Origin of the sequence: Seongchinamella unica, assembly GCF_004354085.1 — a bacterium.
Classification (GTDB): domain Bacteria; phylum Pseudomonadota; class Gammaproteobacteria; order Pseudomonadales; family Halieaceae; genus Halioglobus; species Halioglobus unicus.
Genome location: NZ_SMSE01000001.1, coordinates 758,954 through 780,533 on the forward strand (window position 1 = coordinate 758,954; position 21,580 = coordinate 780,533).

Annotated in this window: 20 protein-coding genes; 11 read left to right on the forward strand and 9 right to left on the reverse strand. The window is 61.5% G+C overall.

Annotation, left to right across the window (positions count from 1 at the left end; all coding sequences use genetic code 11):
- Window positions 1–35: 35 nt before the first annotated feature.
- Complete coding sequence (locus E2F43_RS03270; RefSeq protein WP_133209502.1) at window positions 36–869, reverse strand: esterase/lipase family protein; 834 nt, start codon at window positions 867–869, stop codon at window positions 36–38.
- 134 nt (window positions 870–1,003) lie between these two features.
- Between E2F43_RS03270 and cmoA the strand changes: the two genes are divergently transcribed.
- The 6 genes from cmoA (at window position 1,004) to E2F43_RS03300 (ending at window position 6,104) form a co-directional block, all read left to right on the forward strand.
- Complete coding sequence (gene cmoA / locus E2F43_RS03275; RefSeq protein ID WP_133209504.1) at window positions 1,004–1,735, forward strand: carboxy-S-adenosyl-L-methionine synthase CmoA; 732 nt, start codon at window positions 1,004–1,006, stop codon at window positions 1,733–1,735.
- Complete coding sequence (gene cmoB / locus E2F43_RS03280; RefSeq protein ID WP_133209506.1) at window positions 1,735–2,730, forward strand: tRNA 5-methoxyuridine(34)/uridine 5-oxyacetic acid(34) synthase CmoB; 996 nt, start codon at window positions 1,735–1,737, stop codon at window positions 2,728–2,730. The genes cmoA and cmoB overlap by 1 nt, the downstream gene beginning before the upstream one ends.
- Window positions 2,731–2,843: 113 nt before the next feature.
- A complete protein-coding gene (gshA, locus tag E2F43_RS03285; protein WP_238946724.1) occupies window positions 2,844–4,436 on the forward strand; it encodes a glutamate--cysteine ligase in 1,593 nt (530 codons plus the stop codon).
- A complete protein-coding gene (locus E2F43_RS03290; RefSeq protein ID WP_133209508.1) occupies window positions 4,433–5,020 on the forward strand; it encodes an acyl carrier protein phosphodiesterase in 588 nt (195 codons plus the stop codon). Before gshA ends, E2F43_RS03290 begins: the two co-directional genes overlap by 4 nt.
- Window positions 5,021–5,131: 111 nt before the next feature.
- Window positions 5,132–5,641: a disulfide bond formation protein B gene (locus E2F43_RS03295; protein ID WP_133209510.1), complete on the forward strand. Its 510-nt coding sequence runs from the start codon at window positions 5,132–5,134 to the stop codon at window positions 5,639–5,641.
- A 1-nt stretch (window position 5,642) separates the two neighbouring features.
- Window positions 5,643–6,104, forward strand: a complete 462-nt coding sequence (locus E2F43_RS03300; RefSeq protein ID WP_133209512.1) for a sigma D regulator — start codon at window positions 5,643–5,645, stop codon at window positions 6,102–6,104.
- Window positions 6,105–6,119: 15 nt separating this feature from the next.
- On the opposite strand, the gene E2F43_RS03305 is transcribed toward E2F43_RS03300, so the two are convergent.
- Entirely contained in the window at window positions 6,120–6,872 is a 753-nt protein-coding gene (locus E2F43_RS03305) for a BamJ family beta-barrel-assembly machinery protein (RefSeq protein ID WP_238946725.1), read from the reverse strand.
- 253 nt (window positions 6,873–7,125) lie between these two features.
- Between E2F43_RS03305 and E2F43_RS03310 the strand changes: the two genes are divergently transcribed.
- Window positions 7,126–9,024 carry an ABC-F family ATP-binding cassette domain-containing protein gene (locus E2F43_RS03310; protein WP_133209516.1) on the forward strand — a complete coding sequence of 633 codons (1,899 nt, stop codon included), beginning with the start codon at window positions 7,126–7,128 and terminating at the stop codon, window positions 9,022–9,024.
- Between the two features lies 1 nt (window position 9,025).
- Here the strand turns inward: E2F43_RS03310 and E2F43_RS03315 are convergent, their stop codons facing one another.
- The 3 genes from E2F43_RS03315 to E2F43_RS03325 all read right to left on the reverse strand — a co-directional run bounded on the left by E2F43_RS03315 (window position 9,026) and on the right by E2F43_RS03325 (window position 12,215).
- Entirely contained in the window at window positions 9,026–9,304 is a 279-nt protein-coding gene (locus tag E2F43_RS03315; protein ID WP_338054578.1) for a GIY-YIG nuclease family protein, read from the reverse strand.
- A 9-nt stretch (window positions 9,305–9,313) separates the two neighbouring features.
- Window positions 9,314–9,967 (reverse strand): isoprenoid biosynthesis glyoxalase ElbB, encoded by a 654-nt coding sequence (elbB, locus tag E2F43_RS03320; RefSeq protein WP_133209520.1) that lies wholly within the window; start codon window positions 9,965–9,967, stop codon window positions 9,314–9,316.
- Between the two features lie 115 nt (window positions 9,968–10,082).
- On the reverse strand, window positions 10,083–12,215 hold the full coding sequence (locus tag E2F43_RS03325) for an FAD-dependent oxidoreductase (protein ID WP_133209522.1): 2,133 nt from the start codon (window positions 12,213–12,215) through the stop codon (window positions 10,083–10,085).
- 199 nt (window positions 12,216–12,414) lie between these two features.
- Here E2F43_RS03325 and trxA point away from each other — a divergent pair, with 199 nt between their 5' ends.
- From trxA to ubiD, 4 genes are all read left to right on the forward strand, one after another.
- Window positions 12,415–12,741 (forward strand): thioredoxin TrxA, encoded by a 327-nt coding sequence (gene trxA, locus E2F43_RS03330; RefSeq protein WP_165954176.1) that lies wholly within the window; start codon window positions 12,415–12,417, stop codon window positions 12,739–12,741.
- Between the two features lie 80 nt (window positions 12,742–12,821).
- Complete coding sequence (ppk2, locus tag E2F43_RS03335; protein ID WP_238946727.1) at window positions 12,822–13,778, forward strand: polyphosphate kinase 2; 957 nt, start codon at window positions 12,822–12,824, stop codon at window positions 13,776–13,778.
- A gap of 289 nt (window positions 13,779–14,067) precedes the next feature.
- A complete protein-coding gene (gene rho, locus E2F43_RS03340) occupies window positions 14,068–15,336 on the forward strand; it encodes a transcription termination factor Rho (protein WP_133209526.1) in 1,269 nt (422 codons plus the stop codon).
- A gap of 558 nt (window positions 15,337–15,894) precedes the next feature.
- On the forward strand, window positions 15,895–17,382 hold the full coding sequence (ubiD, locus tag E2F43_RS03345; RefSeq protein WP_133209528.1) for a 4-hydroxy-3-polyprenylbenzoate decarboxylase: 1,488 nt from the start codon (window positions 15,895–15,897) through the stop codon (window positions 17,380–17,382).
- Window positions 17,383–17,400: 18 nt separating this feature from the next.
- On the opposite strand, the gene E2F43_RS03350 is transcribed toward ubiD, so the two are convergent.
- From E2F43_RS03350 to hemC, 4 genes are read right to left on the reverse strand one after another with little or no spacing between them, the layout of a single operon-like run.
- Window positions 17,401–18,651, reverse strand: coding sequence for a heme biosynthesis HemY N-terminal domain-containing protein (locus E2F43_RS03350; protein ID WP_133209530.1), 1,251 nt, complete (start codon window positions 18,649–18,651; stop codon window positions 17,401–17,403).
- A gap of 3 nt (window positions 18,652–18,654) precedes the next feature.
- Window positions 18,655–19,857, reverse strand: coding sequence for a uroporphyrinogen-III C-methyltransferase (locus tag E2F43_RS03355; protein ID WP_133209532.1), 1,203 nt, complete (start codon window positions 19,855–19,857; stop codon window positions 18,655–18,657).
- A 3-nt stretch (window positions 19,858–19,860) separates the two neighbouring features.
- Window positions 19,861–20,625 carry a uroporphyrinogen-III synthase gene (locus E2F43_RS03360; protein ID WP_133209534.1) on the reverse strand — a complete coding sequence of 255 codons (765 nt, stop codon included), beginning with the start codon at window positions 20,623–20,625 and terminating at the stop codon, window positions 19,861–19,863.
- Window positions 20,615–21,547, reverse strand: a complete 933-nt coding sequence (gene hemC / locus E2F43_RS03365; protein ID WP_133209536.1) for a hydroxymethylbilane synthase — start codon at window positions 21,545–21,547, stop codon at window positions 20,615–20,617. Before hemC ends, E2F43_RS03360 begins: the two co-directional genes overlap by 11 nt.
- Between the last annotated feature and the right edge of the window lie 33 nt (window positions 21,548–21,580).

Sequence of the window (21,580 nt, forward strand, 5' to 3'; positions counted from 1 at the left end):
CACCCCGATGCCGAGCTGCGCCCGCAGCAAGCCGATCAGCTATCTACCCTGACCAACGAGCCGATGCGCTGGCTCTGGCATATACGCCAGCGCCGGTCGGGGGAAACCAGGTGGTTGGCGATGACCGCAAACACCAGGGGATTGAACGGAAAGCCCACGTGGCTGGCCATTACCGCCATATTGGTCACGTAGCGAGGTTCTGCCTCGCAGCGCGCAATGCCTTTTCCGACTATACCGTCCGACTCGCTGTACAGCGTCAGGATCGGCACTCGCAGCTCACCGCCGCTATAGGTGTAGTCGACCCAGTGGCGCAGCGCTTCTTCCGACTCGGACTCAGGCGTACGCTGGTTTACGCGCGCCATCACGCTGTAAAGAGCCGTGCCCCGCGGGTCGCCAAAGGGCGTACCGAGGGTGACAACCTGGCGAATCCATTGCGGGTAGCGATGGGCCAGGGCAACCGCATACAGGCCGCCCAGGCTCCAGCCAATCAGGGTCAGTTTGCGACCCGTAGCAATAAACTCGTGCTCGATGCGCGCGGCGATTTTGTCTTCGACCCGCGCCCGGTGGGCCATGAATTCGTCCATGGTACTCGCCCTGGCTTCACTGGCATTGCGGCCCAGCCCCCAGGGAATTGCCCGGTAACCCCGGTCTTTGAGAAACTGGCGCAACATGCCCGTGGAACCATCGGCGCCCATAAAGCCGGGGATAGTCATCACCGTGTGGCCATCGCCATCCGGCAGGGTTTTGAATATTCCCTTGCACAGCGCGGAGGCCCCCGCTTCCAGGGCTACCCGCCCCAGTTCGCTGATGCTGTGACGCAGCCTGGGAGGACGGAGGTCGGCGACAAACCGGGTGGCGGCAGTGGTCATTGTGTTCACCTGCGGGCGCTATCGTTATATCCCCATTGTGAGGGCTATGGCGGCCCGGGAACAGGGGGGTGAGCACCGATTGGTTCAATAATTCATGCTAGAATCCCGCCCCTCCGGGTATCGAGTCTGACCAAATGAGCGAGAACAAGGACACCATCTACGCCGATCCATTGCGCGAGGCCGGGCTGTTCACATTTGATGAAAACGTTGCCCGGGTGTTTCCGGACATGATCAAGCGCTCGGTACCGGGCTACACCACCATTGTTGCCATGACCGGCTTGATCGCCCAGCGCTACGCCAGCCCCGGCAGCAGGCTGTATGACCTGGGCTGCTCCCTGGGGGCCTCCACCCTGGCGATGCGCCAGAACCTGCGCAGCGAAGATTGCCGCATTGTCGGCGTGGACAACTCCCAGGCCATGCTGGAACGCTGCCGCAACATCATCGACACGGACACCCACGAGACGCCGGTGGACCTGCTGTGCGCCAATCTTGAAAACGTCGTCATCGAGGATGCCTCCGTAGTGGTGCTTAATTTCACCCTGCAGTTTATCCCGCTGGCTATTCGCGACGAGGTGATCCAGCGCATCTACGCGGGATTGCGTCCCGGCGGCGTTATGGTGCTGTCGGAGAAACTCACCTTTGAGGATCCGCACCTGGATGAGCTCAATATAGACCTGCACCACGAGTTCAAACGTGCCAACGGCTACAGTGAACTGGAAATTGCCCGCAAGCGCGCTGCGATCGAGAACGTATTGCGCCCGGAAACCCTGGCCACCCACAAGCGGCGCATTGCCGAGGCGGAATTCAGCTCCTGTGACGTCTGGTTCCAGTGCTTCAACTTCGCCTCACTGGTCGCGCTGAAATAATGGATTACCAGCCGCTGATCGATCGCTGGCGCGACACTGAAATGGATCGCTGGGCACAGTTGCTGCCACAGCAACTGGCGCAGGGCCTTTCCCATCAGCGCTACGGTGACCTGGCCCGCTGGCTGGAGGTTCTCGATGCCCTGCCCGACATCGAACCCGACACCCGGAACCTCGACAGTGCCCGCGTCGGCGCCGACTGCAATTCACCACTTCCGGCGCAGGCGCAGGCTGACCTGAAGCAGACCCTGATGGGCCTGCACCCGTGGCGCAAGGGCCCCTTTGAGTTGTTCGGCGTGCACATCGATACCGAGTGGCGTTCGGACTGGAAGTGGGAACGGGTGCGCAATGGTATTGCAGCGCTGACCGGCCGGCGGGTGCTGGATGTGGGCTGCGGCAGCGGCTACCACTGCTGGCGCATGCTCGGCGAGGGAGCTGCGGAAGTCATAGGAATCGACCCCACACCCCTGTTCGTGGTCCAGTTCTGGGCTTTGCAGAAGTACCTGCAGGCGCCGCAAGCCTGGGTTATTCCCGTCGGTATAGAGCAGGTACCGGCCAGGCTGCGCGCCTTCGACACGGTTTTCTCCATGGGTGTGCTCTACCACCGGCGTTCGCCCATGGACCATCTGCTGGAACTGCGTGACTGTCTGCGTCCCGGGGGACAACTGGTGCTGGAAACCCTGGTGATCGAGGGCGAAGCGGGCGCAACCCTGGTACCCGAGGGCCGCTACGCGCGCATGGGCAACGTCTGGTTCCTGCCCAGCTGCGACACCCTGCTGGGCTGGCTGCGTAAAACCGGCTTCCAGCAGCCGCAGGTACTGGATGTGGCCGCCACCACCAGCGACGAACAGCGGGCCACCGAGTGGATGACCTTTCACTCGCTGGCCAATTTCCTCGACCCGGAGGATCCAGCCAGGACCGTCGAGGGCTACCCGGCGCCCCGGCGGGCCGTCATCACCGCCCAAGTGCCGGGTAACTGGCAACCGGCTGAGTACTGATCGCCACCGGGCATTTCTGTACTCGCAGGTAATGGGCGGCTAAACTTGAGCCGGCGCCCGGGGTCCGGGTGATCGTACGCCCTCTCTTTCCGTCATCAAACAAGGAGCGCTACTTGCCTTCCAACCTGTTACAACAACTGGAGACGCTGGTCGGCTCCGATCAACAGCAGCTGTTACGGGACATCGGCCGCGGAATCGAAAAAGAGAGCCTGCGCATCACTCCCGAGGGCTTCCTGGCGCAGACCCCGCACCCCGCGGGCCTCGGGTCGGCGCTGACCCATGGCTCAATCACCACCGACTATTCGGAGGCGCTGCTGGAGTTCATTACCCCGGTCAGTACCCGTATTGAAGAAAGCCTGGCCACACTGGAGGATATCCATACCTACGTCTACAGCCAGCTCGGTGACGAGTTGTTGTGGTGTACCTCCATGCCCTGCCAGTTGGGCAACGACGCGGACATCCCGGTCGCTCGCTATGGCAGCTCCAATGTGGCCAGGATGAAAACTGTTTATCGCTACGGCCTGGGCTATCGCTACGGCCGGGTGATGCAGACCATCGCCGGCATTCACTACAATTTTTCCATGCCGCAGGACTACTGGAAGCGGGCCTGGGCCGCCGAGGACTCGCCAGGTGAATTGCAGGATTACATCAGTGCGCGCTACCTCGGCCTGATCCGCAACTTCCGCCGCTACTCCTGGCTGCTCATCTACCTGTTCGGGGCATCTCCTGCAGTGTGCGGCAGTTTCCTGCGCAATCGGGATAATCATGGACTGCAGCCCTTTGGCGATGGCCACAGCCTCTACCTTCCCTACGGCACCGCCTTGCGTATGGGCGACCTTGGCTACAACAGTGATGCCCAGAAGGGGCTTCGTATCTGCTACAACTCGCTGCCCAACTACGTGGAGACACTGCGCAGCGCCATCATGAAACCCCATCCCGACTATGCGCGCTACAGCAGCGGGGCTGACGGAAATTACCAGCAGCTCAATGATTCGCTGTTGCAGATCGAAAACGAGTTTTACAGCCCCATACGACCCAAGCGAGTCACCCGCTCAGGAGAGACGCCCCTGCACGCCCTCACCGAGCGAGGCATCGAGTACATTGAGGTGCGCTGCCTGGATGTCAGCCCGTTCTCGCCCCTGGGCCTGGATGCGGTGGAAGTCCGCTTCCTCGATACCTTCCTGCTGTATTGCCTGCTGGAGGATAGCCCCCCCTGCAACGAGCAGGAACAGGACTGCATGGCTGCCAACATGGAGGCGGTGGTCAATCGCGGTCGCGAACCCGGCCTGCAACTGCGCTGCCAGGGCGGCGCGCGCACAATGACTGACTGGGCCAATGAGCTGATAGCGGACCTGGAGCATATCGCCAGCGCGCTGGATTCGGCCCACGGTGGCAGCGCCTACGGCGAATCCCTGCGGGAGCAGGCCGCCAAGGTCGCCGACCCGGAATTGACCCCCTCCGCGCGGGTACTGCGAGAAATGCGTGAGCAGGGCCAGCCATTCTTTCGCCTCGCAATGGCCTACAGCCGGCGCTGGGCCGACCACTTCCGGCAACGTTCCCTGGACCCGGAAACCGCCGCCGACTTCGATCGCCAGACGCAGGATTCCCTGCAGGCGCAGCGCGAGCTGGAGGCCAAAGAGGACATCAGCTTCGAGCAGTACCTGGCCAATTTCTATGGCCAGTACGAGACCCTGCCCCAACCTTGAACTACCTGGCCCACTTCCAGCTCGCCTGGCCCGAGGAAGGGCTGGTGGTGGGTGCCCTGGAAGGGGACTACCTCAAGGGTCCCCTGGGCGGCGAGTTACCCGAACCCATAGAGCAGGGTGTGAGACTGCACCGGGCCATCGACGCATTCACTGACCAGCACCCGCTGATGGCCGAGCTACGCCGCGAATTCCCGCCCCGACTGCGTCGCTACGCGGGGATCCTCATCGATCTCAGCTTCGACCATTATCTCAGCCGTCACTGGAGCCACTACAACAGCCAGCAACAGGCCGATTTCAAGCGTACCGTATACGCCAGCCTGGAGCGCAACAGGCAGTTCCTGAGCCCTCCGGCCCTGCGCATGTACGCGCGCATGCGGGAACACGACCTGCTGGGCAGGTACGGTGAATGGGAAACCATACCCGCAACCGCCGCCCGCATTGGTGAGCGCTTTCGCCGCGGCAACCCTTTTCTGCAGGCGCGGGACCACCTGGAACCGGTCCGCCAGCGGCTCGAACAATCATTTTTCGACTTTTATCCGGAGCTGATGGATTTCTGCTCCAGGTTCAAGGTGAGGTTGAACTAAACTTCCTGGTCGCCATCGAAATGCCCGTGCCGCTTGCGATTGAGGCCAGGCCGTTGCACGGTGCCCCAAAAGCCCCTAACTTACCCCTTCCACTGCAAGGAAACACACTGAATGCTGCAATCCCTATCCCCTCGCCTGGTTTTTGCGGGACTGTTCCTGCTGGCAGTTACCTCCATGGCCTTTGCGATGATTTACCTCGAGCGCTTCCTGAACCTGGCGGCCTGCCCCCTGTGCATGACCCAGCGGGTATTCGTGGTCGGCTGGGGTGTCATCGCCCTGATCGCCGTTATCCACAATCCCCGTAGCTGGGGCAACCGGGTCTACGCCGCACTGTGCGGCCTGTCGGCCACCATCGGCGGTGCCGTCGCCGCACGCCACGTCTGGTTGCAGTACCTGCCTCCCGAGGAGGTGCCGGCCTGTGGCCCCAGCCTGCAGTACATGCTGGAAACCCTGCCCCTGGGCGAGACGTTTTCCATCATGATGATGGGCGACGGCAACTGCGCCGAAACCCAGTGGACATTCCTCGGTCTGTCCATACCTGAGCAAACCCTGCTGCTGTTTACGGTTACAACGCTGATCTGCCTGTGGCAAACTTTCCGCACCTACCCTCAGGAAAGCTGATATGCCCCACAGGAACCCCGAGCAACAATTTAACGCGGTCGAGGAACTGCTGACGCGCTGGCTCAAAGAGCGCCGGGAGGTTCTGGGCAAGTACACGGAAATCGTGGTGGGCATGGACGGCCTGCTTGACCAGGAGGCCCTGGAAAAGCGCCAGCGCCTGCTCTGCCAGTTGCTGGTGGACTACGTGTCGGCCGGGCACTTCGAGGTCTACCACGAACTGCTGGAGGAAGCCGAAAGCTTTGCCGACGGCAGCAGCAGCCTGGCGGAAAAACTGATGCCGGCGATCGGGGATACCACGGAGGTCATCCTCGCCTACGAGGAAAAATACACCTCGGCGAACTGCGACGGCGGAAAGTTGAAAAGGGACCTGTCGGCCCTGGGAGAAGTGCTCGAATCGCGCTTTCTGCTGGAGGACAAGCTGATTGCCGGCCTCCACAACAGTCACCGGCGCCAGCAGGGCTGACGCCGGCCACCTGGCTTACTCGTCTGAGGCTTCTTCTGCCTGGCTGGGGATGGAAACCAGCTCGACTTCAAAGATCAGCGCAGAATTGGGCCCGATCATCTGGCCTGCTCCGCCAGCACCGTAACCCAGCTCGGGTGGAATGTAGAGATTCCACTTGGAGCCGACGGTCATCAGCTGCAGCGCTTCGGTCCAGCCGGGAATCACCTGGCCAACCCCGAAGGTCACAGTCTCGCCACGCTTGTAGGAGGAATCGAACTCGGTGCCGTCAGCCAGGGTGCCACGGTAGTGCACTTCCACGGTATCTTCCGGGCCGGGCTTGGGACCTTCACCTGCTTCGATAATCTCGTACTGCAGGCCAGTCTCGGTGACAACCACACCCTCACGGGCCTTGTTCTCCTCCAGATAGGCGATGGCAGCGGCGAGATTGGCTTCACCCAGAGCGGCCTGGGCTGCCTGTTGCTCGGCCATCATTTTTTCCTGGTAGGACTGCATTTCCGCCTGGATCTCTTCCTGGGTCAGCTTGCCTTCTTTACCCTCGGCCCCGTCACGGAAGCCGGCGGTGAAAGCATCAATGTCCATGGGCATGCCATCCTGGGCCATGCGCTGGCCAAGGCCAAAGGCAATGCCGTAGCTCAGGCGCTGGTCAGAATTTTCCAGGGCGACTTCAGCCGCAGGTGCGGAGGCACTCTCGGTGCTGGCAGTCTGTTGGTTACAGGCTTGCAGGCTGACCAGGCCAACCAGGGCAAGCGGCAGTGCATACTTCTTCATACGTTCATCCATTATCAGAAACTATCGGGGGCATTCAGAACGCCCTTGTACCTGCTACCGTCCTCTCCCGGTAAAACGGCCGCCAGCGACCGGGCATCTGCCATCAATCGTTAGCATGGGATAGGAGGGAGTTGCAGTGGGCCAACAGTGTACTATTCGCCTCACAGGGTTACTAGCCCCAGCAGGCAACAGCGGGATAGGCGTCCGGAAGCGCTGGTTATGACCACGCCGCCAGCGTAAAATTCGCCGCCTCATGATTATTTTACGTGACATCGAGCTCCGCCGGGGCAGCAAACTGCTGTTCCGGGATGCCCAGCTGACAATTCAACCGGGACAGAACCTGGCGCTGATCGGTGCCAATGGCAGCGGCAAATCCAGCCTGTTTGCCCTGCTGCTGGGTGAACTGGGTGCCGACAGCGGCGACATCCAGGGGATGAATAACCTGCGCCTTTCACACATGGCGCAGGAGGTTCACGCCACTGACATGCCTGCGGCTGATTATGTCTGGCGGGGTGATAACCACCTCGCCGGGCTGATGGACAGGCTGGCTGAACTGGAAGCTCGCGGGGCCTACGAGGAAGCTGCCCCCCTGCACACCGAACTGGAGGCAATCGACGGCTACAGCGCACCGCGGCGGGCCGAATTGCTGCTCCAGGGCCTGGGGTTTGCCGACAATGCGGCCGCCCGTCCTGTCAGTGACTTTTCCGGTGGCTGGCGCATCCGCCTCAACCTGGCCCGCGCCCTGATGACACCGTCGGATGTACTGCTGCTGGACGAACCCACCAACCACCTGGACCTGGACGCCACCCTCTGGCTGCAGCAGTGGTTGCAGCAATATCCCGGCACCCTGCTGATGATCTCCCACGACCGGGACTTTATCGATGCCACCTGCGAACGCATCCTGCACATCGAGCGCCAGCAGATTGCTTCCTACAAGGGCAACTACTCCCAGTTTGAAGCCCAGCGGGCGGAACGTCTCGCCAACCAGCAGGCCAGTTTCGAAAAGCAGCAGCGGCGTATCGCCGAGATCGACGACTTTGTGCGCCGTTTTCGCTACAAGGCCACCAAGGCCAAACAGGCACAGAGCCGGCTGAAGGAGCTGGAACGCATGCAGACCCTCGCTCCCGCGCACATCGATTCGCCCTTCGACTTCACCTTCCTGCCACCGGAGAAATCCAGCGACCCGCTGTTACGCCTTGACCAGGCCACGCTGGGTTACGGCCATACACCGGTGCTTCAGGACGTCGACCTGGTACTGCGCCCCGGCAGCCGCTATGGCTTGTTGGGTCGCAACGGCGCCGGCAAATCCACCCTGCTCAAATCCCTGGTGGGACAGCTGCCGCTGCTGGCGGGCGATAGCAGTGCCGGTGAACACTGCCACATCGGATACTTTGATCAACAACAGCTGGAAGCACTGGACATGGAGGCAAGTCCCGTCCTGCACATCCAGCGGCTGAGCCCGCAGGCGCGGGAGCAGGACATCCTCAATTTCCTCGGGGGCTTCAATTTTCGCGGTGACGCCGCCACCAGTCCCGTCGGCCCTTTCTCCGGCGGCGAGAAAGCGCGCCTGGCGCTGGCCATGGTGGTGTGGCAGAAACCCAACCTGCTGGTGCTGGACGAACCCACCAACCACCTGGACCTGGAGATGCGCCATGCCATGGAGGTCGCCCTGCAGGCCTACGAAGGGGCACTGATCCTCGTCAGCCACGACCGCCACATGCTGCGCAACACGGTGGAAGAACTACTGCTGGTGCACGATGGCCGGGTGGACGAATACCAGCAGGACCTGGAGGGTTACGAGAAGTGGATTTTGTCCAGTTTTCGGGCGGACAAGCCCACAGATCAGGCCGCTGCCGTCAGCGACAGCTCGCGCAAGGAAAAACGCCAGCAGGCGGCAGCCCGGCGAGAGCGGCTGCGACCTCTAAAAAAGCAGTTGGAAAAGACCGAGCGCGACATGGCGCAACTGGAGCGAGAACTCGCTCAAATCCAGTCCAGGCTGGCGGATGCCGACCTCTACAGCGAGCCGCGCAAGGCCGAGCTCGCCGAGCTGCTGCAGCAGGAAGGCGAACTCAAAACCAGCACCGACAGCCTGGAGCAAAGCTGGCTGGAGTTGCAGGAGGAAATTGAGACGCTGGAAGCCGCGAACAGCTAGATCAGCCTCCGCCACTTATCCCGGGCATGTCCTGCCCGGCCAGGGTGAGTTTTTCCCCGCGGGTGAGTTTTTTAATGGCCGCTTCCCTTGCCTGGGCCAGACTGCGGTCGGCGGCAGACTCGGACCACAGCAGGCGAACCGGGCGCCTGCCTCTGGTATACCGGGGGCCGCCGCTAAGTTCGCCATTGTGCTGACGCAGGCGCCGCGACATATCCCTGGCGACTCCCGTGTAAAGGGTGCCGTCTGCACACTCGAGAACATATACCGTCCAGTCGGCCACGCGCAGGGGTCAGGCCAGTGCCAGTACTTCCTTGACGCAGTCCCCGATGCCGGCATAGGCCTCGGCAACACTGCCCGCGAGCATATAGGCAGGCGTCGTCACCATTTTTTTCTCGGCATCGACCCTCGCCTCGGTAACCGGGCACTCCAGGTGCTGGCCACCCATGGCGTTGATGGCCGCGGCCACATCCGGATCATTGCCTACCGTACAGCGCGTCCCTTCCCCGCAGATGGCGGCAGCCATCACCGGTGCAATGCAGATCAGTCCGATAGGCTTGCCCGCCCGGTGAAACCCCCGGGCCAGTTGCAGAAAATCCTCCTGCACGGTCATGTTTTCCCCCGCCACCGCGAAGTCGCACAGGTTCTTGGCGGCGCCAAAACCGCCGGGCACCAACAGGGCATCGAAATCCTCGACCCGGGCTTCCGCCAGCGGTTTGATATTGCCCCTGGCAATACGTGCGGCTTCTACCAGCACGTTTCGGCTCTCGCCTTCGGCAGGTTCGCCAGAGAGGTGATTGATGACGTGCATCTGTTCGCGATCCGGCGCGAAGCACTGGTAGCTGGCCCCCTGCTGCTCCAGGCAGAGCAGGGAGAGCACCGCCTCGTTGATCTCCGCGCCATCGTACACGCCACAACCGGCAAGGATCACAGCCACTTTACTCATAGGAAATCTCCTGTTAACAGACCCCGGCGACTGCCGGGAGGGTTGGGTTTCTCAAAGGGAAATACTAAAGGATTAGCGCTGCGGCGAACACCGCACACCATCCCCGGGGTTGCGGTTAACCGCGCACGAACCTGTGGTAGCGCTCTACCCACCGCAGTAATTTTTCCGGCTTACGCGCCTTGCGCCACTCGCCGGCCAGGAACTTGTTACTCTCACCGAGCGTCGGGTAAATATGGATGGTGCCGAGGATTTTATTGAGGCCCAGGCCGTGCTTCATGGCCATGACGAATTCGTTGATCAACTCCCCCGCGTGATAACCCACGATCGTCGCCCCCAGGATGCGGTCACTGCCCGGCGCGGTGAGTACCTTCACAAAGCCCCCGGCCTCACCGTCGGCGATGGCGCGGTCCAGGTCACTGATGTCGTAGCGACTGACCTCATAGGCGATGCCCCGCTCGATCGCCTCGATCTCGTTGAGTCCAACCCGACCCACCTCGGGATCGGTAAATGTGGCCCAGGGCACCACAGAATAATCCACCCTGAACTTGCGGAAACGCCCAAACAGCGCGTTGACCGCGGCGTACCAGGCCTGGTGACTCGCCATATGGGTAAACTGGTAGGGACCGGCGACATCACCAGCCGCAAGAATCGTGGGCATGGTGGTACGCAAGTACTCGTCCACGATCACCTGCCCCTGCCTGTTGCAGTCGACTCCCACAGACTCCAGCCCCATATGCTCGACATTGGCGGTGCGCCCTACTGCCAACAGCACCTTGTCGAACCTCACGGTCTGCTGCTCTGCGTCTACCGACAAAACGCAGCTGTTTTCGGTTCCCCCGTCGAAGCTCAGCGGTTCGGCAGCGCAGCGCACGTCGATGCCCGCTGCGATAAAAACGGTCGCCATATGCCCGGAAACCTCGGGGTCTTCCCGGGGCATGATGCGTTCTGCGTGGGTAACCAGGGTGACCTTACTGCCCAGGGCGGAGAAGGCCTGGGCCAGTTCACAGCCAATCGGACCGGCACCCAGGACCAGCAGGCGCTCTGGTAACTGCTCCAGCGACCATACGGTGTCTGAAGTCAGGTAGTCGATGGCGTCCAGGCCGGGAATCGCCGGGATACGCGGCCGGGCGCCACTGGCAAGCACAATTCGCGGAGCGCTGATTCGGCGGCCATCAACTTCCACCTCCCAGGGAGAAACAATCCTGGCCTCGCCTTGCAGGCAGTCCACGCCCAGGGAGGTAAAGCGCTCGACCGAGTCGTGGGGTTCTATGGTTTTAATCACCCGATGGACCCGTCGCATCACCTCACCAAAGCGGACCTCTACCGCCATCGGCGCCAGACCGAATTCTTCCGCCCTGCCGGCATAGCGCGCCATTCGCGCGGAGCGAATCAGGGCCTTGGAGGGCACGCAACCGGTGTTAAGGCAGTCCCCGCCCATCCTGTCCCGTTCTACCAGGGTGACTTTTGCTTTCACCGTAGCGGCAATCAGGGCAGCCACCAGCCCGGCAGAGCCAGCACCAATGACGATCAGGTTGGTATCAAAACGGGCAGGTTTGTCCCAATCGGCCAGCTTGCGCCTGCCCGCCAGCCAAGCCACCAGGAATCTGGCCAGTAGCGGGAACAGGCCCAGCAGTACGAAGGAGCCCAGCAAGCCGGGGGAGACGATTCCAGACAGCGATTGCAATTGCCCCAGCTGGGTTCCCGCGTTCACGTAGACTGCGGTCGCCGGCAGCATGCCCAACTGGGATACCCAGTAATAGCGCCAGACACCGATAGGCAACAGGCCCATCAACAGGTTGATGACGAAAAAAGGAAACAGCGGCACCAGGCGCAGGGTAAACAGGTAAAACGCGCCGTCACGGGCAAACCCCGCGTTGATCGCCTTCAGCTGACGCCCGAAGCGCCCCTGCACCCAGTCACGCAACAGCGTGCGCGACACCAGAAAAGCCAGCGTTGCGCCGATGGTGCTGCCAAAAGACACCAACAGGAGGGCATACCAGAAGCCGAACAGGGCCCCGCCCGCCAGCGTCATTACCGCGGCGCCAGGCACTGACAACCCGGTCACCGCGACATAAACGGCGAAATAGACCAGCCCGGCCAACAGCGGATTCTGCCCGTACCAGCTGCGCAGCTCCTCGATGCGCTCCTGAACAAGGGCCAGCTGCAGGTACTGACCCAGGTCGAGAGCAAACCAGGTAAACAGGGCCGCCCCTATTACCGCGAGAACCAGCAGTTGTTTTTTGTTCATGCGTCCCCATCTTTATCGACAGCAGCGCAGGCAGGGCCACCTGGCCACCGCGCTACCACATGGTCTGAGTTATAGCACAGAGCACTAAGGTCATTCCTAAAAACTCTGGCACTTTGCTTGTACCCCATTAAGCCGGTGGTATCATGGCCAACTTGAAACCTACGCGGTGATGGCAACCGCAGATCAACCGGAGAACAACATGTCAGAACAGATCGTACACGTGAGCGACGCTACCTTTGACGCCGAAGTCCTCAATTCGGATATCCCCGTACTGGTGGATTTCTGGGCGGAGTGGTGCGGCCCCTGCAAGATGATCGCTCCTGTGCTGGATGAAATTGCCGCGGAATATGAAGGCAAGCTCAAGATCGCCAAGGTCGATGTCGACGCCAATCCCGAGATTCCACCCAAATTCGGCATTCGCGGCATCCCCACCCTGATCGTTTTCAAGGATGGCAACGCCGAGGCGACCAAGGTCGGCGCGCTTTCCAAGTCACAGCTCACCGAATTTATCCAGGAAGTGATCTAAGCTTCCTGACATTGATTCGTATCATTGTCTCGGCCACAGCGCGGTGGCTTCATTAAGGTTTTTGCAGTGGAGAAACCCCCGTGGCCGAGCAACCCCTCGCTTCCCGCGCTGCCGAGAGCGCGAACGACAATCTGGCCCAGGCCAGTGAAACCAATCCCTATAACCCACCTCAGCTGAAAGAAGAGCTGGTGGGCACCCTCGACTCACCGGAAGCCATCCGCAACCTGTTTATCAGTGGCGTATTCCCCTACAGCGCCAAGATGAGTGCGGAGGAATACGAGGCGACCAAACGCCTGCTGCAGGTGGAATTACTCAAGGTACAGCGCTGGGTAAAGGATACCGGCCAGAAACTTGTGGTCCTGTTCGAGGGCCGGGACGCCGCCGGCAAGGGCGGAACCATCAAGCGTTTCATGGAACACCTGAACCCGCGCGGTGCCCGGGTGGTCGCGCTGGAGAAACCTGCCGAACAGGAAAAAGGTGAATGGTACTTCCAGCGCTATATCAAACACTTTCCGACCAGGGGTGAAATCGTCATGTTCGACCGCAGCTGGTACAACCGGGCTGGCGTTGAACGGGTAATGGAATTCTGTACACCTGAGGATTATCTGGAATTCATGCGCCAGACTCCGGAACTGGAGCGCATGATGGTGCGCAGTGGTATACGCCTGTTCAAGTACTGGTTCTCGGTGACCCGGGAAGAACAACACGCGCGTTTCGACAAACGCCGCAACGACCCGCTGAAACAATGGAAACTGTCACCTATCGATCAGGCATCGCTGGACAAGTGGGATGAGTACACCGAAGCCAAGGAAGCGATGTTTTTCTACACCGACACCGCGGACGCTCCCTGGGCTATTGTAAAATCCTCCGACAAGAAACGGGCCCGCCTGGCCTGCATGCAGCACTTCCTCAACAGCCTCGACTACCCCGGGAAGAACCATGAAGTCGTCAAGACAGACCCGCTCATCGTGGGGCAGAGCTCCCACGTGATCGGCAAGTCACAACATATTCTGGGGCCATCACTGAACGCCTGGTAAAAACCACCCCCGGCCTGGCGCCGGAGCCCTCAGCTCATCGGAGCCCTCAGCCAGTCAGAGCCCTCAGCTACGTTGAGGGTCCCGACGCTGTTTGAAGAAAAGCGCTACATTGAAAAAAAACCTGTAGACGGCCCATTCCCACCGTGCTACATTTTCTTTGCCTGCACATTCCCGTGCCGCAATAATAACTCTGCTACTCATTATTAAGCTTCACTCTGCTGGCAACGAACGCCCGCGCGCTTTTTTATTTAAACCAATTCCCCCCGAGTCAAAAGCACATCTGTCATCTATGAATCTTACCGATCTGAAAACCAAACCTACCCAGGAACTCATCGATATCGCCAAGGATATGGGCCTGGACAACATGGCCCGTTCCCGCAAACAGGACATCATTTTTGCCATCCTCAAGCGCCACGCCAAAAGCGGCGAGGACATTTACGGCGACGGGGTACTGGAGATTCTCCAGGACGGTTTCGGATTCCTGCGTAGCGCAGACAGTTCCTACCTGGCGGGACCGGACGACATCTATGTGTCTCCCAGCCAGATTCGCCGTTTCAACCTGCGCACCGGTGACACCATCTCCGGCAAAATCAGGCCCCCCAAGGACAGCGAGCGTTACTTTGCCCTGCTCAAGGTCGGCGAAATCAACTTCAGCAAGCCGGAAAGCGCCAAGCACAAGATCCTGTTTGAAAACCTGACTCCCCTGTTTCCCGACGAGCGCCTGACCCTGGAAAAAGGCAACGGCAGTTCCGAGGATCTCACCGGTCGTATCATCGACCTGGTCGCACCCATCGGCAAAGGCCAGCGTGGCCTGCTGGTCGCTCCGCCCAAGGCCGGCAAGACCATCATGATGCAGAACATCGCCCAGGCCATCATCAGCAACAGCCCCGATTGCTACATTATTGTGCTATTGATCGACGAGCGTCCGGAAGAAGTGACCGAGATGCAGCGCTCGGTTGGCGCTCGCGGCGCAGAGGTTGTGGCATCGACCTTCGACGAACCGCCCTCACGCCACGTCCAGGTGGCGGATATGGTGATCGAAAAAGCCAAGCGGCTGGTTGAACACAAAAAAGACGTGGTCATCCTGCTGGACTCCATCACCCGCCTGGCCCGCGCCTACAACACGGTGATCCCCTCCTCCGGCAAGGTACTTACCGGTGGTGTCGACGCCCACGCACTGGAACGCCCAAAGCGCTTCTTTGGAGCGGCCCGCAACATTGAAGAAGGCGGCAGCCTGTCAATTATCGCCACCGCCCTGATCAACACCGGCTCCAAAATGGACGAGGTCATCTACGAGGAATTCAAGGGCACCGGCAACATGGAACTGCACCTGGATCGCAAGGTGGCGGAAAAGCGTGTTTACCCGGCCATCAATATCCGTAGCTCCGGCACCCGCCGCGAGGAACTGCTTACCGGTGAGGAAGAACTGCAACGCATGTGGATTCTGCGCAAGCTGCTCCACGGTATGGAGGACCTGCCAGCCATTGAGTTCCTGATCGACAAACTCAAGGACACCAAGACCAACGACGAGTTCTTCATGTCGATGAAGCGCAAGTAAGGCGCACGTTTTCCGACTCACCTGCAGTGGTCCGGGTATCTCTGACCCACTGGCCCCGATTGTCACCCCGGCGAACGAGGTGCATTGCGCTGCAGGCGCAAGAGAGGGTGCCCTGGGGCAAGCGGGGATCCAGAGACTTCTAACGCCTGAGTTCTGTTCTACACCCGCCGCACCCGCGCGCCTGGTCAAGGGGGCGGGGACCGCCAAAAAGCGCACGTCCATGTGCAGGCTCGGCTGCGACCGTCCCTGGTCGCAGACGCCCCCGCCCCCTTGACCAGCCCCGCGTGCGCTAACATCGAGAGGTGCGGAAGCGAATCTGGTTTTTACCCATCGTTAATGTGCTCGATGCAGCCACAGGGTGGCAGTACCTCCCTGTTGGGGACGTCGGCTGCCAGGGACGGCAGCCGCCGAGCCTGCACATGGACGTGCGCTTTTTGGCGTTCCCCAACAGGGAGGTACTGCCGGCTTGGGGCGACCCCCTGCGAACCAAGGCAACATTGCGCCCATAAACTACAGAGTGTAGTGTCACCCGACACCAACGCATGGAACCAAAAGCGCGTGAAATACAAAGACCTCCGCGAATTCATCGCCGAACTGGAACAACGCGGCGAACTGGTGCGGATAACAACCGAAGTTGATCCCCACCTCGAGATGACCGAGGTCGCCGACCGCACCCTGCGGGCTGGCGGCCCTGCCCTGTTGTTCGAAAATCCCAAAGGCTATGACACCCCGGTTCTCGCCAACCTGTTTGGCACCGAACAGCGGGTCGCCCTGGGCATGGGCGAGGAAGACATTTCCGCGCTGCGAGAGATTGGAGAATTACTCGCCTACCTGCGCCAGCCGGATCCCCCCAAGGGCATGCGTGACCTGGTCGACAAGGCTCCGGTACTGAAGCAGGTATTGAACATGGGGCCGAGCACGGTGCGCAATCCCCCCTGCCAGTACCATGCGAAAACCGGCGATGAAGTTGATCTCTACCAGCTACCCATCCAGACCTGCTGGCCCGGCGATGCCGGGCCCCTGGTGACCTGGCCGCTGGTGATCACCCGCGGACCGGAAAAGGACCGGCAAAACCTCGGTATTTACCGCATGCAGTTGATCGGCAGGAACAAACTGATCATGCGCTGGCTGTCTCACCGCGGTGGCGCGCTGGATTATCGGGACTGGCAGCTCAGTCACCCCGGCAAGCGCTACCCGGTCGCCATTGCCCTGGGGGCGGACCCTGCCACCACCCTGGGGGCGGTCACGCCCATCCCCGACGGCATTTCCGAATACGCCTTTGCCGGACTGTTGCGCGGCAGCAAGACCGAAATCGCGGAATGTTTTACCCCGCTATGCCGGGAACACGGACTGCAGGTACCGGCCAGTGCCGAATACATCCTGGAGGGCTACCTGGAACCGGGGGAAGAGGCTGACGAGGGGCCCTTCGGTGATCACACCGGGTACTACAACGAGGTGGAACGCTTCCCGGTCTTCACGGTTGCGGCGATCACCCACCGGGAGTCACCGATTTATCACAGCACCTATACCGGCAGGCCCCCCGACGAGCCCGCAGTGCTGGGTGTCGCTCTCAACGAGGTCTTTATACCCTTGCTGCAAAAGCAGTTTCCTGAAATCAGTGACTTTTACCTGCCACCGGAGGGCTGTTCCTACCGCATGGCCGTGGTCACCATGCGCAAGGAATATCCCGGCCACGCCAAACGGGTCATGCTCGGCGTATGGTCCTTCCTGCGCCAGTTCATGTACACCAAGTTTGTGATCGTGACCGACGAGGATGTGAACGCCCGGGACTGGAAGGATGTCATCTGGGCCATCACCACCCGCATGGATCCGCAGCGCGACTGTGTTTTTATCGACAACACGCCCATCGACTACCTGGACTTTGCGTCTCCTGTCGCGGGACTCGGGTCCAAGGTGGGCTTGGACGCCACCAACAAGTGGCCGGGAGAAACGGATCGCGAATGGGGTGAGCCAATCGCCATGGACGAATCGGTCAAGCAGCGGGTGAACGAAATCTGGTCTGAACTGGGGATCGGTCCCGGCTGAGCATCACCGGAAGCTCGTTCAGCTCCCGGCCAGACGCCTGGCGGCAGGAATCGTCGATTCCGGCATCGGCAACTCCGGCAGCCCGGTCTCCTTCAGCTGCAGACCCTCGCGAAAGTAAGCCGCCGCCACTTTGGGTTCGCCCAGTGCTACCAGCAGGCGCCCCAGTTCCGCACAGGTTTCAGCACTGCGCTCAAGCCGATAGCTGGACTCGAAGTAATCCCGCGCTTTGCCCCATAGCTTCTCTCTCGCCGCCAGCCTGCCCAGGCACAACAGCAGCTGGGGGTCGTCGGTATGGGCGGGCAACCAGCTTTCCGCCTGGGACAGCTGCCTGGCGCTGTCCTGTCCCTGGACATAGCCGAACTCGCGTACCAGCCTGGAATCCCAGTTCTGCTTGAGTGCGCGGGGTATGACCTTCTCCGCAGCCTCATGATTACCGCCCTGCACCAACAGGGCAACGTAGCGGTGAAGCACCGAGGCATCCTGCTTGAGTGCCGGCGGCATCTTTTGCCAGGCCTGGCTCAGCGCCTCGCCGCTGTCGTCCGCGGTGGCGCTGGCAGCCAGCATTTCGGTGTACACCTCACGCTCGAGGGATTCCAGGGCCTCCGCCGGCAGTACTTTGTACTTCTTCAGTTCCGGCAACAGGGTGACCAGTTCGGGCCAGTCCTTGAGACCATAATAGGCCCGGTGCAACAGGTCGAGTACGTACGGATGGCGGCCAGCATTGCGGCGGGCGCGAACCAGGGTGGCCAACGCCTGTTCGTACTTTCCAGAGAGCAGGCGCAACTCCGCCTGGGTCAGTTCCACCGCGATTCCCGCCTCGGACTCGGCGGCCTCCGCCGCACCGAGGTATTCCCGCATTTTGTCCGGCTCGTTGAGGCGATAACTGGCGCGGGCCGATATCAGGTAATTCACCAGCGGCGCCTCGCTGTTCCGGGCGCCGCGCAGCAGCTGGCGCCGCGCCCGGCTCCAGTTGCCCTCGATGAAGCTGATCAGGCCACGGGTGGTCAGCCGGGACGCGGCCCGGGTCCGTCGCCCCCCCAGCCAGCTGGCCAGGGACCGCTGTCCGCCCAACAGCCGCCTGAACAATCGCAACAGCAGGTAAACGCCCAGGGTAAACAGCCCCAGGACGACAATTCCAACCCAGAGGCTGGTCTCTATCGTGTAATTGCCATAGGCGATCAACACGTATCCGGGGTCGGTTTCGATAACGGCAACAATACCCACCCCCAGCAACAGGGCGATCAGGACCAGGGCGAATAGTTTGCGCATGGCTTACTCGGCGCCTCCCTGTTGCAGGCGTTTCTTCACCGCCGCATCCAGCGCCTCCAGCGAGCGGGTCAGGTCAGGCATGGCCACCTGCACGGTACGCGATTCCAGCTGGGCTATTTCCCGCGACATGGCCCGGGCGGCGGCCTCGTCGGTGTCGAAGAACTCGGCGACCCAGTGCTGGGAGCGCTGCAGGCTTTCCACATACAGCGTCTGGTTCCCGGACAACAGGGCGACCTGCGCCTGCTCCAGCAACATCCGCAGGTTTTGCCGCACCAGCCCCTCCCATTGCGGGTCCATCAGGGCCTGCATGGGCACATCGCGGCGACGGATCACAATATATTCCGACAACTTGCGCGCCGCCTGCTCGTAACCCCGCTCCAGTCGTACCTGCCAGTCATCCTCTTCGGACCCGGAGTCGGCCAACCGCTCGTCCTGCTCCGGCATCTGGAAAATGACCAGGCTGTCGGCCTGTTCGATCAGCGCCGACAGCCTGAGATATATACCCTCCACATCGATCCGGGGTACAGCCCGCAGGGCGGCCTGCTCCGCTGCAATGGCCGCACGTACTTCATGCATGGAAACATCGTCGAGCTGGCGCAGAATACCGTCGGCACTGCCGAGCAGGGCCAGCGCAGATTCCGTATCCCGGGCCATGATCACCCGCTGGTTTGCCAGCCGCAGCAGGTACTGGACTTCCGCCCGCAGCCAGCTTTCGTGATCATTGGCGCTGAACGAGGCCAGTCTCTCTGACTGGTTCTGCAATTGCTGGCCCAGCTGGGACAGCTGCTCGGACTGGCGGTCATTTTCCCGCCGAACCTGCTGCAGTCCCGCTTGCAGGCGCTCCTCCAGGGACCGTTCCACCGAACGCACTGCACCCTCAATATCGACCTCAACGGCTTCGACCTTCGCCTGGTTTTCCAGCTCGGCGATCCTGCTCTTGAGGTTTTTTTCACGTTCCACCGCCTGCATGACCGACCAGCCGCCGACGCCCGCGACAGCCAGCACCAGGAGCAGGGACAGCCAGCCCGCGACCGAAGAGCCACCGGAGCCGGAAGCCGGCTTGGCGGTGTTGTCCGCAACCGGCTGGGTTTCTGGCTCCGGGGCAGGGTCGGCCGGCTTGTTGATGGCTGGGGATTCAGCTTCGGTGCTGTCGCCAGCATCAGCCTGGGGTTCGTCGGCTGGCTGGTTGTTCTTGTTCTCGCTCACTCGCTAGTCTCCGGCTTGCCATTGCTGCAGGGCCTGCACCATGGCCGCGTCCGAGGCGTTAGCCGCGGTGACCACGTTGCTGAAACCCGCCTGTCGCGCCAGTGCAGCCACCCGGGGGGAGGGCACAATCAGGCCTATGTCACTAAACTTAGTGGTTTCTTGGGCGCTAAGCAATGTCAGCATGTTGCCGAGCCCCTCGCCGCTGCTGACCAGCACCACGTCGATTGCCTCATCACGCAACAGTTTGGGCAGCTCATCCGGCGGGAGTCGCGGGCGGCTGCGGCAGTAGCATGCCAGCTCATCCACCCGGGCACCGCGCTGCTCCAGCGACTGCCTGAGGGTGGCGCGCCCGCCCCGCCCCTTGATGATCAGCACGCGCTGCCCGTCCACGGATTGCAGCTGAGGCAGTGACAACAGCCCTTCGCTGTTCATGTCCTGTCCGGGGCTTAAGGGGGTAAGACCCCGTTCACGCAGCAACTGTGCTGTGGTTTCGCCAATGGCATACCAATGGATACCGGTGGGCAGCTGAGGCCAGTAGTCGTCGATGCGCTCCATACCATAGCGCACCGCATTGGCGCTGATAAAAATGATGTGCTGGTACAACTCGAGGTCCAGCAGGTGCTGGCGCTGAGCCGGGGCAAGCTGTTCCACCGGCTCGAGAACCAACATCGGGCAGTGGTGCAAAGGGCCGAACCCGGCGGCCGCCAGGGCGTCCAGCAGCGGCCCGGCCTGCCCGGCGGGACGGGTCACCAGCACGCTAGTCGTCATAGACCTCGGCCAGGATAGCCTCCGCCCCCTGCTCCAGCAGATCGTCGGCGACGGCGATGCCCAGTTGCTCGGCATCCTTCGGGCTGGCACTGCCTTCGGCGCGCAGGATCTCGCTGCCATCGGGCCTGCCCACCAGCCCACGCAGGCGCAATTGCCCAGCGGAAACATATTCGGCGTAACAGGCGATGGGAACCTGGCAGCCACCGTTGAGCCGCCGGTTCATGGCCCGCTCGGCAATCACCCGCCGGGCGGTGTCCTCATGGTGCAATGGCCGCAGCAACTCCATCACCTCGCCGTCATCACTGCGCAGTTCTATGCCGACGGCACCCTGCCCGCCTGCCGGCAGGGAATCATCGACGTGAATGCTGCCGGCAATGCGGTCTTCAAAGCCGAGCCGGAGCAGGCCGGCGCTGGCCAGGATAATGGCGTCGTACTCCCCTGCGTCCAGCTTTCTCAGTCTGGTGTTGACGTTACCGCGTAAAAACTTCACTTCAAGATCCGGCCGGCGGGCTCGCAGCTGGCACTCGCGACGCAGGCTGGAGGTGCCGACCACGGCTCCGCCGGGTAAATCGCCCAGACTCCTGTAACGGTTGCTGACAAATGCATCGGTAGGATCCTCCCGCTCACAGATCACGCCCAGGCGGAGACCCTGGGGGAACTCCATGGGCACATCCTTCATGGAGTGCACTGCGATATCGGCGCTGCCATCGAGCAGCGCGGTCTCCAGTTCCTTGACGAACAGGCCCTTGCCTCCCACTTTCGCCAGAGGTACGTCCAGTAACTGGTCCCCGCGGGAGGTCATCCCCAGCAACCTGACCTCCAGCCCCGGATGGGCGCGCTCCAGCGCGCCGCGAACATACTCCGCCTGCCAGAGGGCAAGCGGGCTCTCCCGGGTGGCAATAGTCAGCGTGCGGGTGGGCATATCAGTGGATTCCTTGCAGTTGCGGAGAATGGC

Coding starts and splice junctions, on each gene's coding strand:
- elbB (WP_133209520.1), bottom strand. CDS start 9,967: ATGAGTAAAGTGGCTGTGATCCTTGCCGGTTGTGGCGTGTACGATGGC.
- rho (WP_133209526.1), top strand. CDS start 14,068: ATGAATCTTACCGATCTGAAAACCAAACCTACCCAGGAACTCATCGAT.
- cmoA (WP_133209504.1), top strand. CDS start 1,004: ATGAGCGAGAACAAGGACACCATCTACGCCGATCCATTGCGCGAGGCC.
- E2F43_RS03310 (WP_133209516.1), top strand. CDS start 7,126: ATGATTATTTTACGTGACATCGAGCTCCGCCGGGGCAGCAAACTGCTG.
- trxA (WP_165954176.1), top strand. CDS start 12,415: ATGTCAGAACAGATCGTACACGTGAGCGACGCTACCTTTGACGCCGAA.
- cmoB (WP_133209506.1), top strand. CDS start 1,735: ATGGATTACCAGCCGCTGATCGATCGCTGGCGCGACACTGAAATGGAT.
- hemC (WP_133209536.1), bottom strand. CDS start 21,547: ATGCCCACCCGCACGCTGACTATTGCCACCCGGGAGAGCCCGCTTGCC.
- E2F43_RS03300 (WP_133209512.1), top strand. CDS start 5,643: ATGCCCCACAGGAACCCCGAGCAACAATTTAACGCGGTCGAGGAACTG.
- E2F43_RS03295 (WP_133209510.1), top strand. CDS start 5,132: ATGCTGCAATCCCTATCCCCTCGCCTGGTTTTTGCGGGACTGTTCCTG.
- E2F43_RS03270 (WP_133209502.1), bottom strand. CDS start 869: ATGACCACTGCCGCCACCCGGTTTGTCGCCGACCTCCGTCCTCCCAGG.
- E2F43_RS03360 (WP_133209534.1), bottom strand. CDS start 20,625: ATGACGACTAGCGTGCTGGTGACCCGTCCCGCCGGGCAGGCCGGGCCG.
- E2F43_RS03350 (WP_133209530.1), bottom strand. CDS start 18,651: ATGCGCAAACTATTCGCCCTGGTCCTGATCGCCCTGTTGCTGGGGGTG.
- E2F43_RS03325 (WP_133209522.1), bottom strand. CDS start 12,215: ATGAACAAAAAACAACTGCTGGTTCTCGCGGTAATAGGGGCGGCCCTG.
- E2F43_RS03305 (WP_238946725.1), bottom strand. CDS start 6,872: ATGAAGAAGTATGCACTGCCGCTTGCCCTGGTTGGCCTGGTCAGCCTG.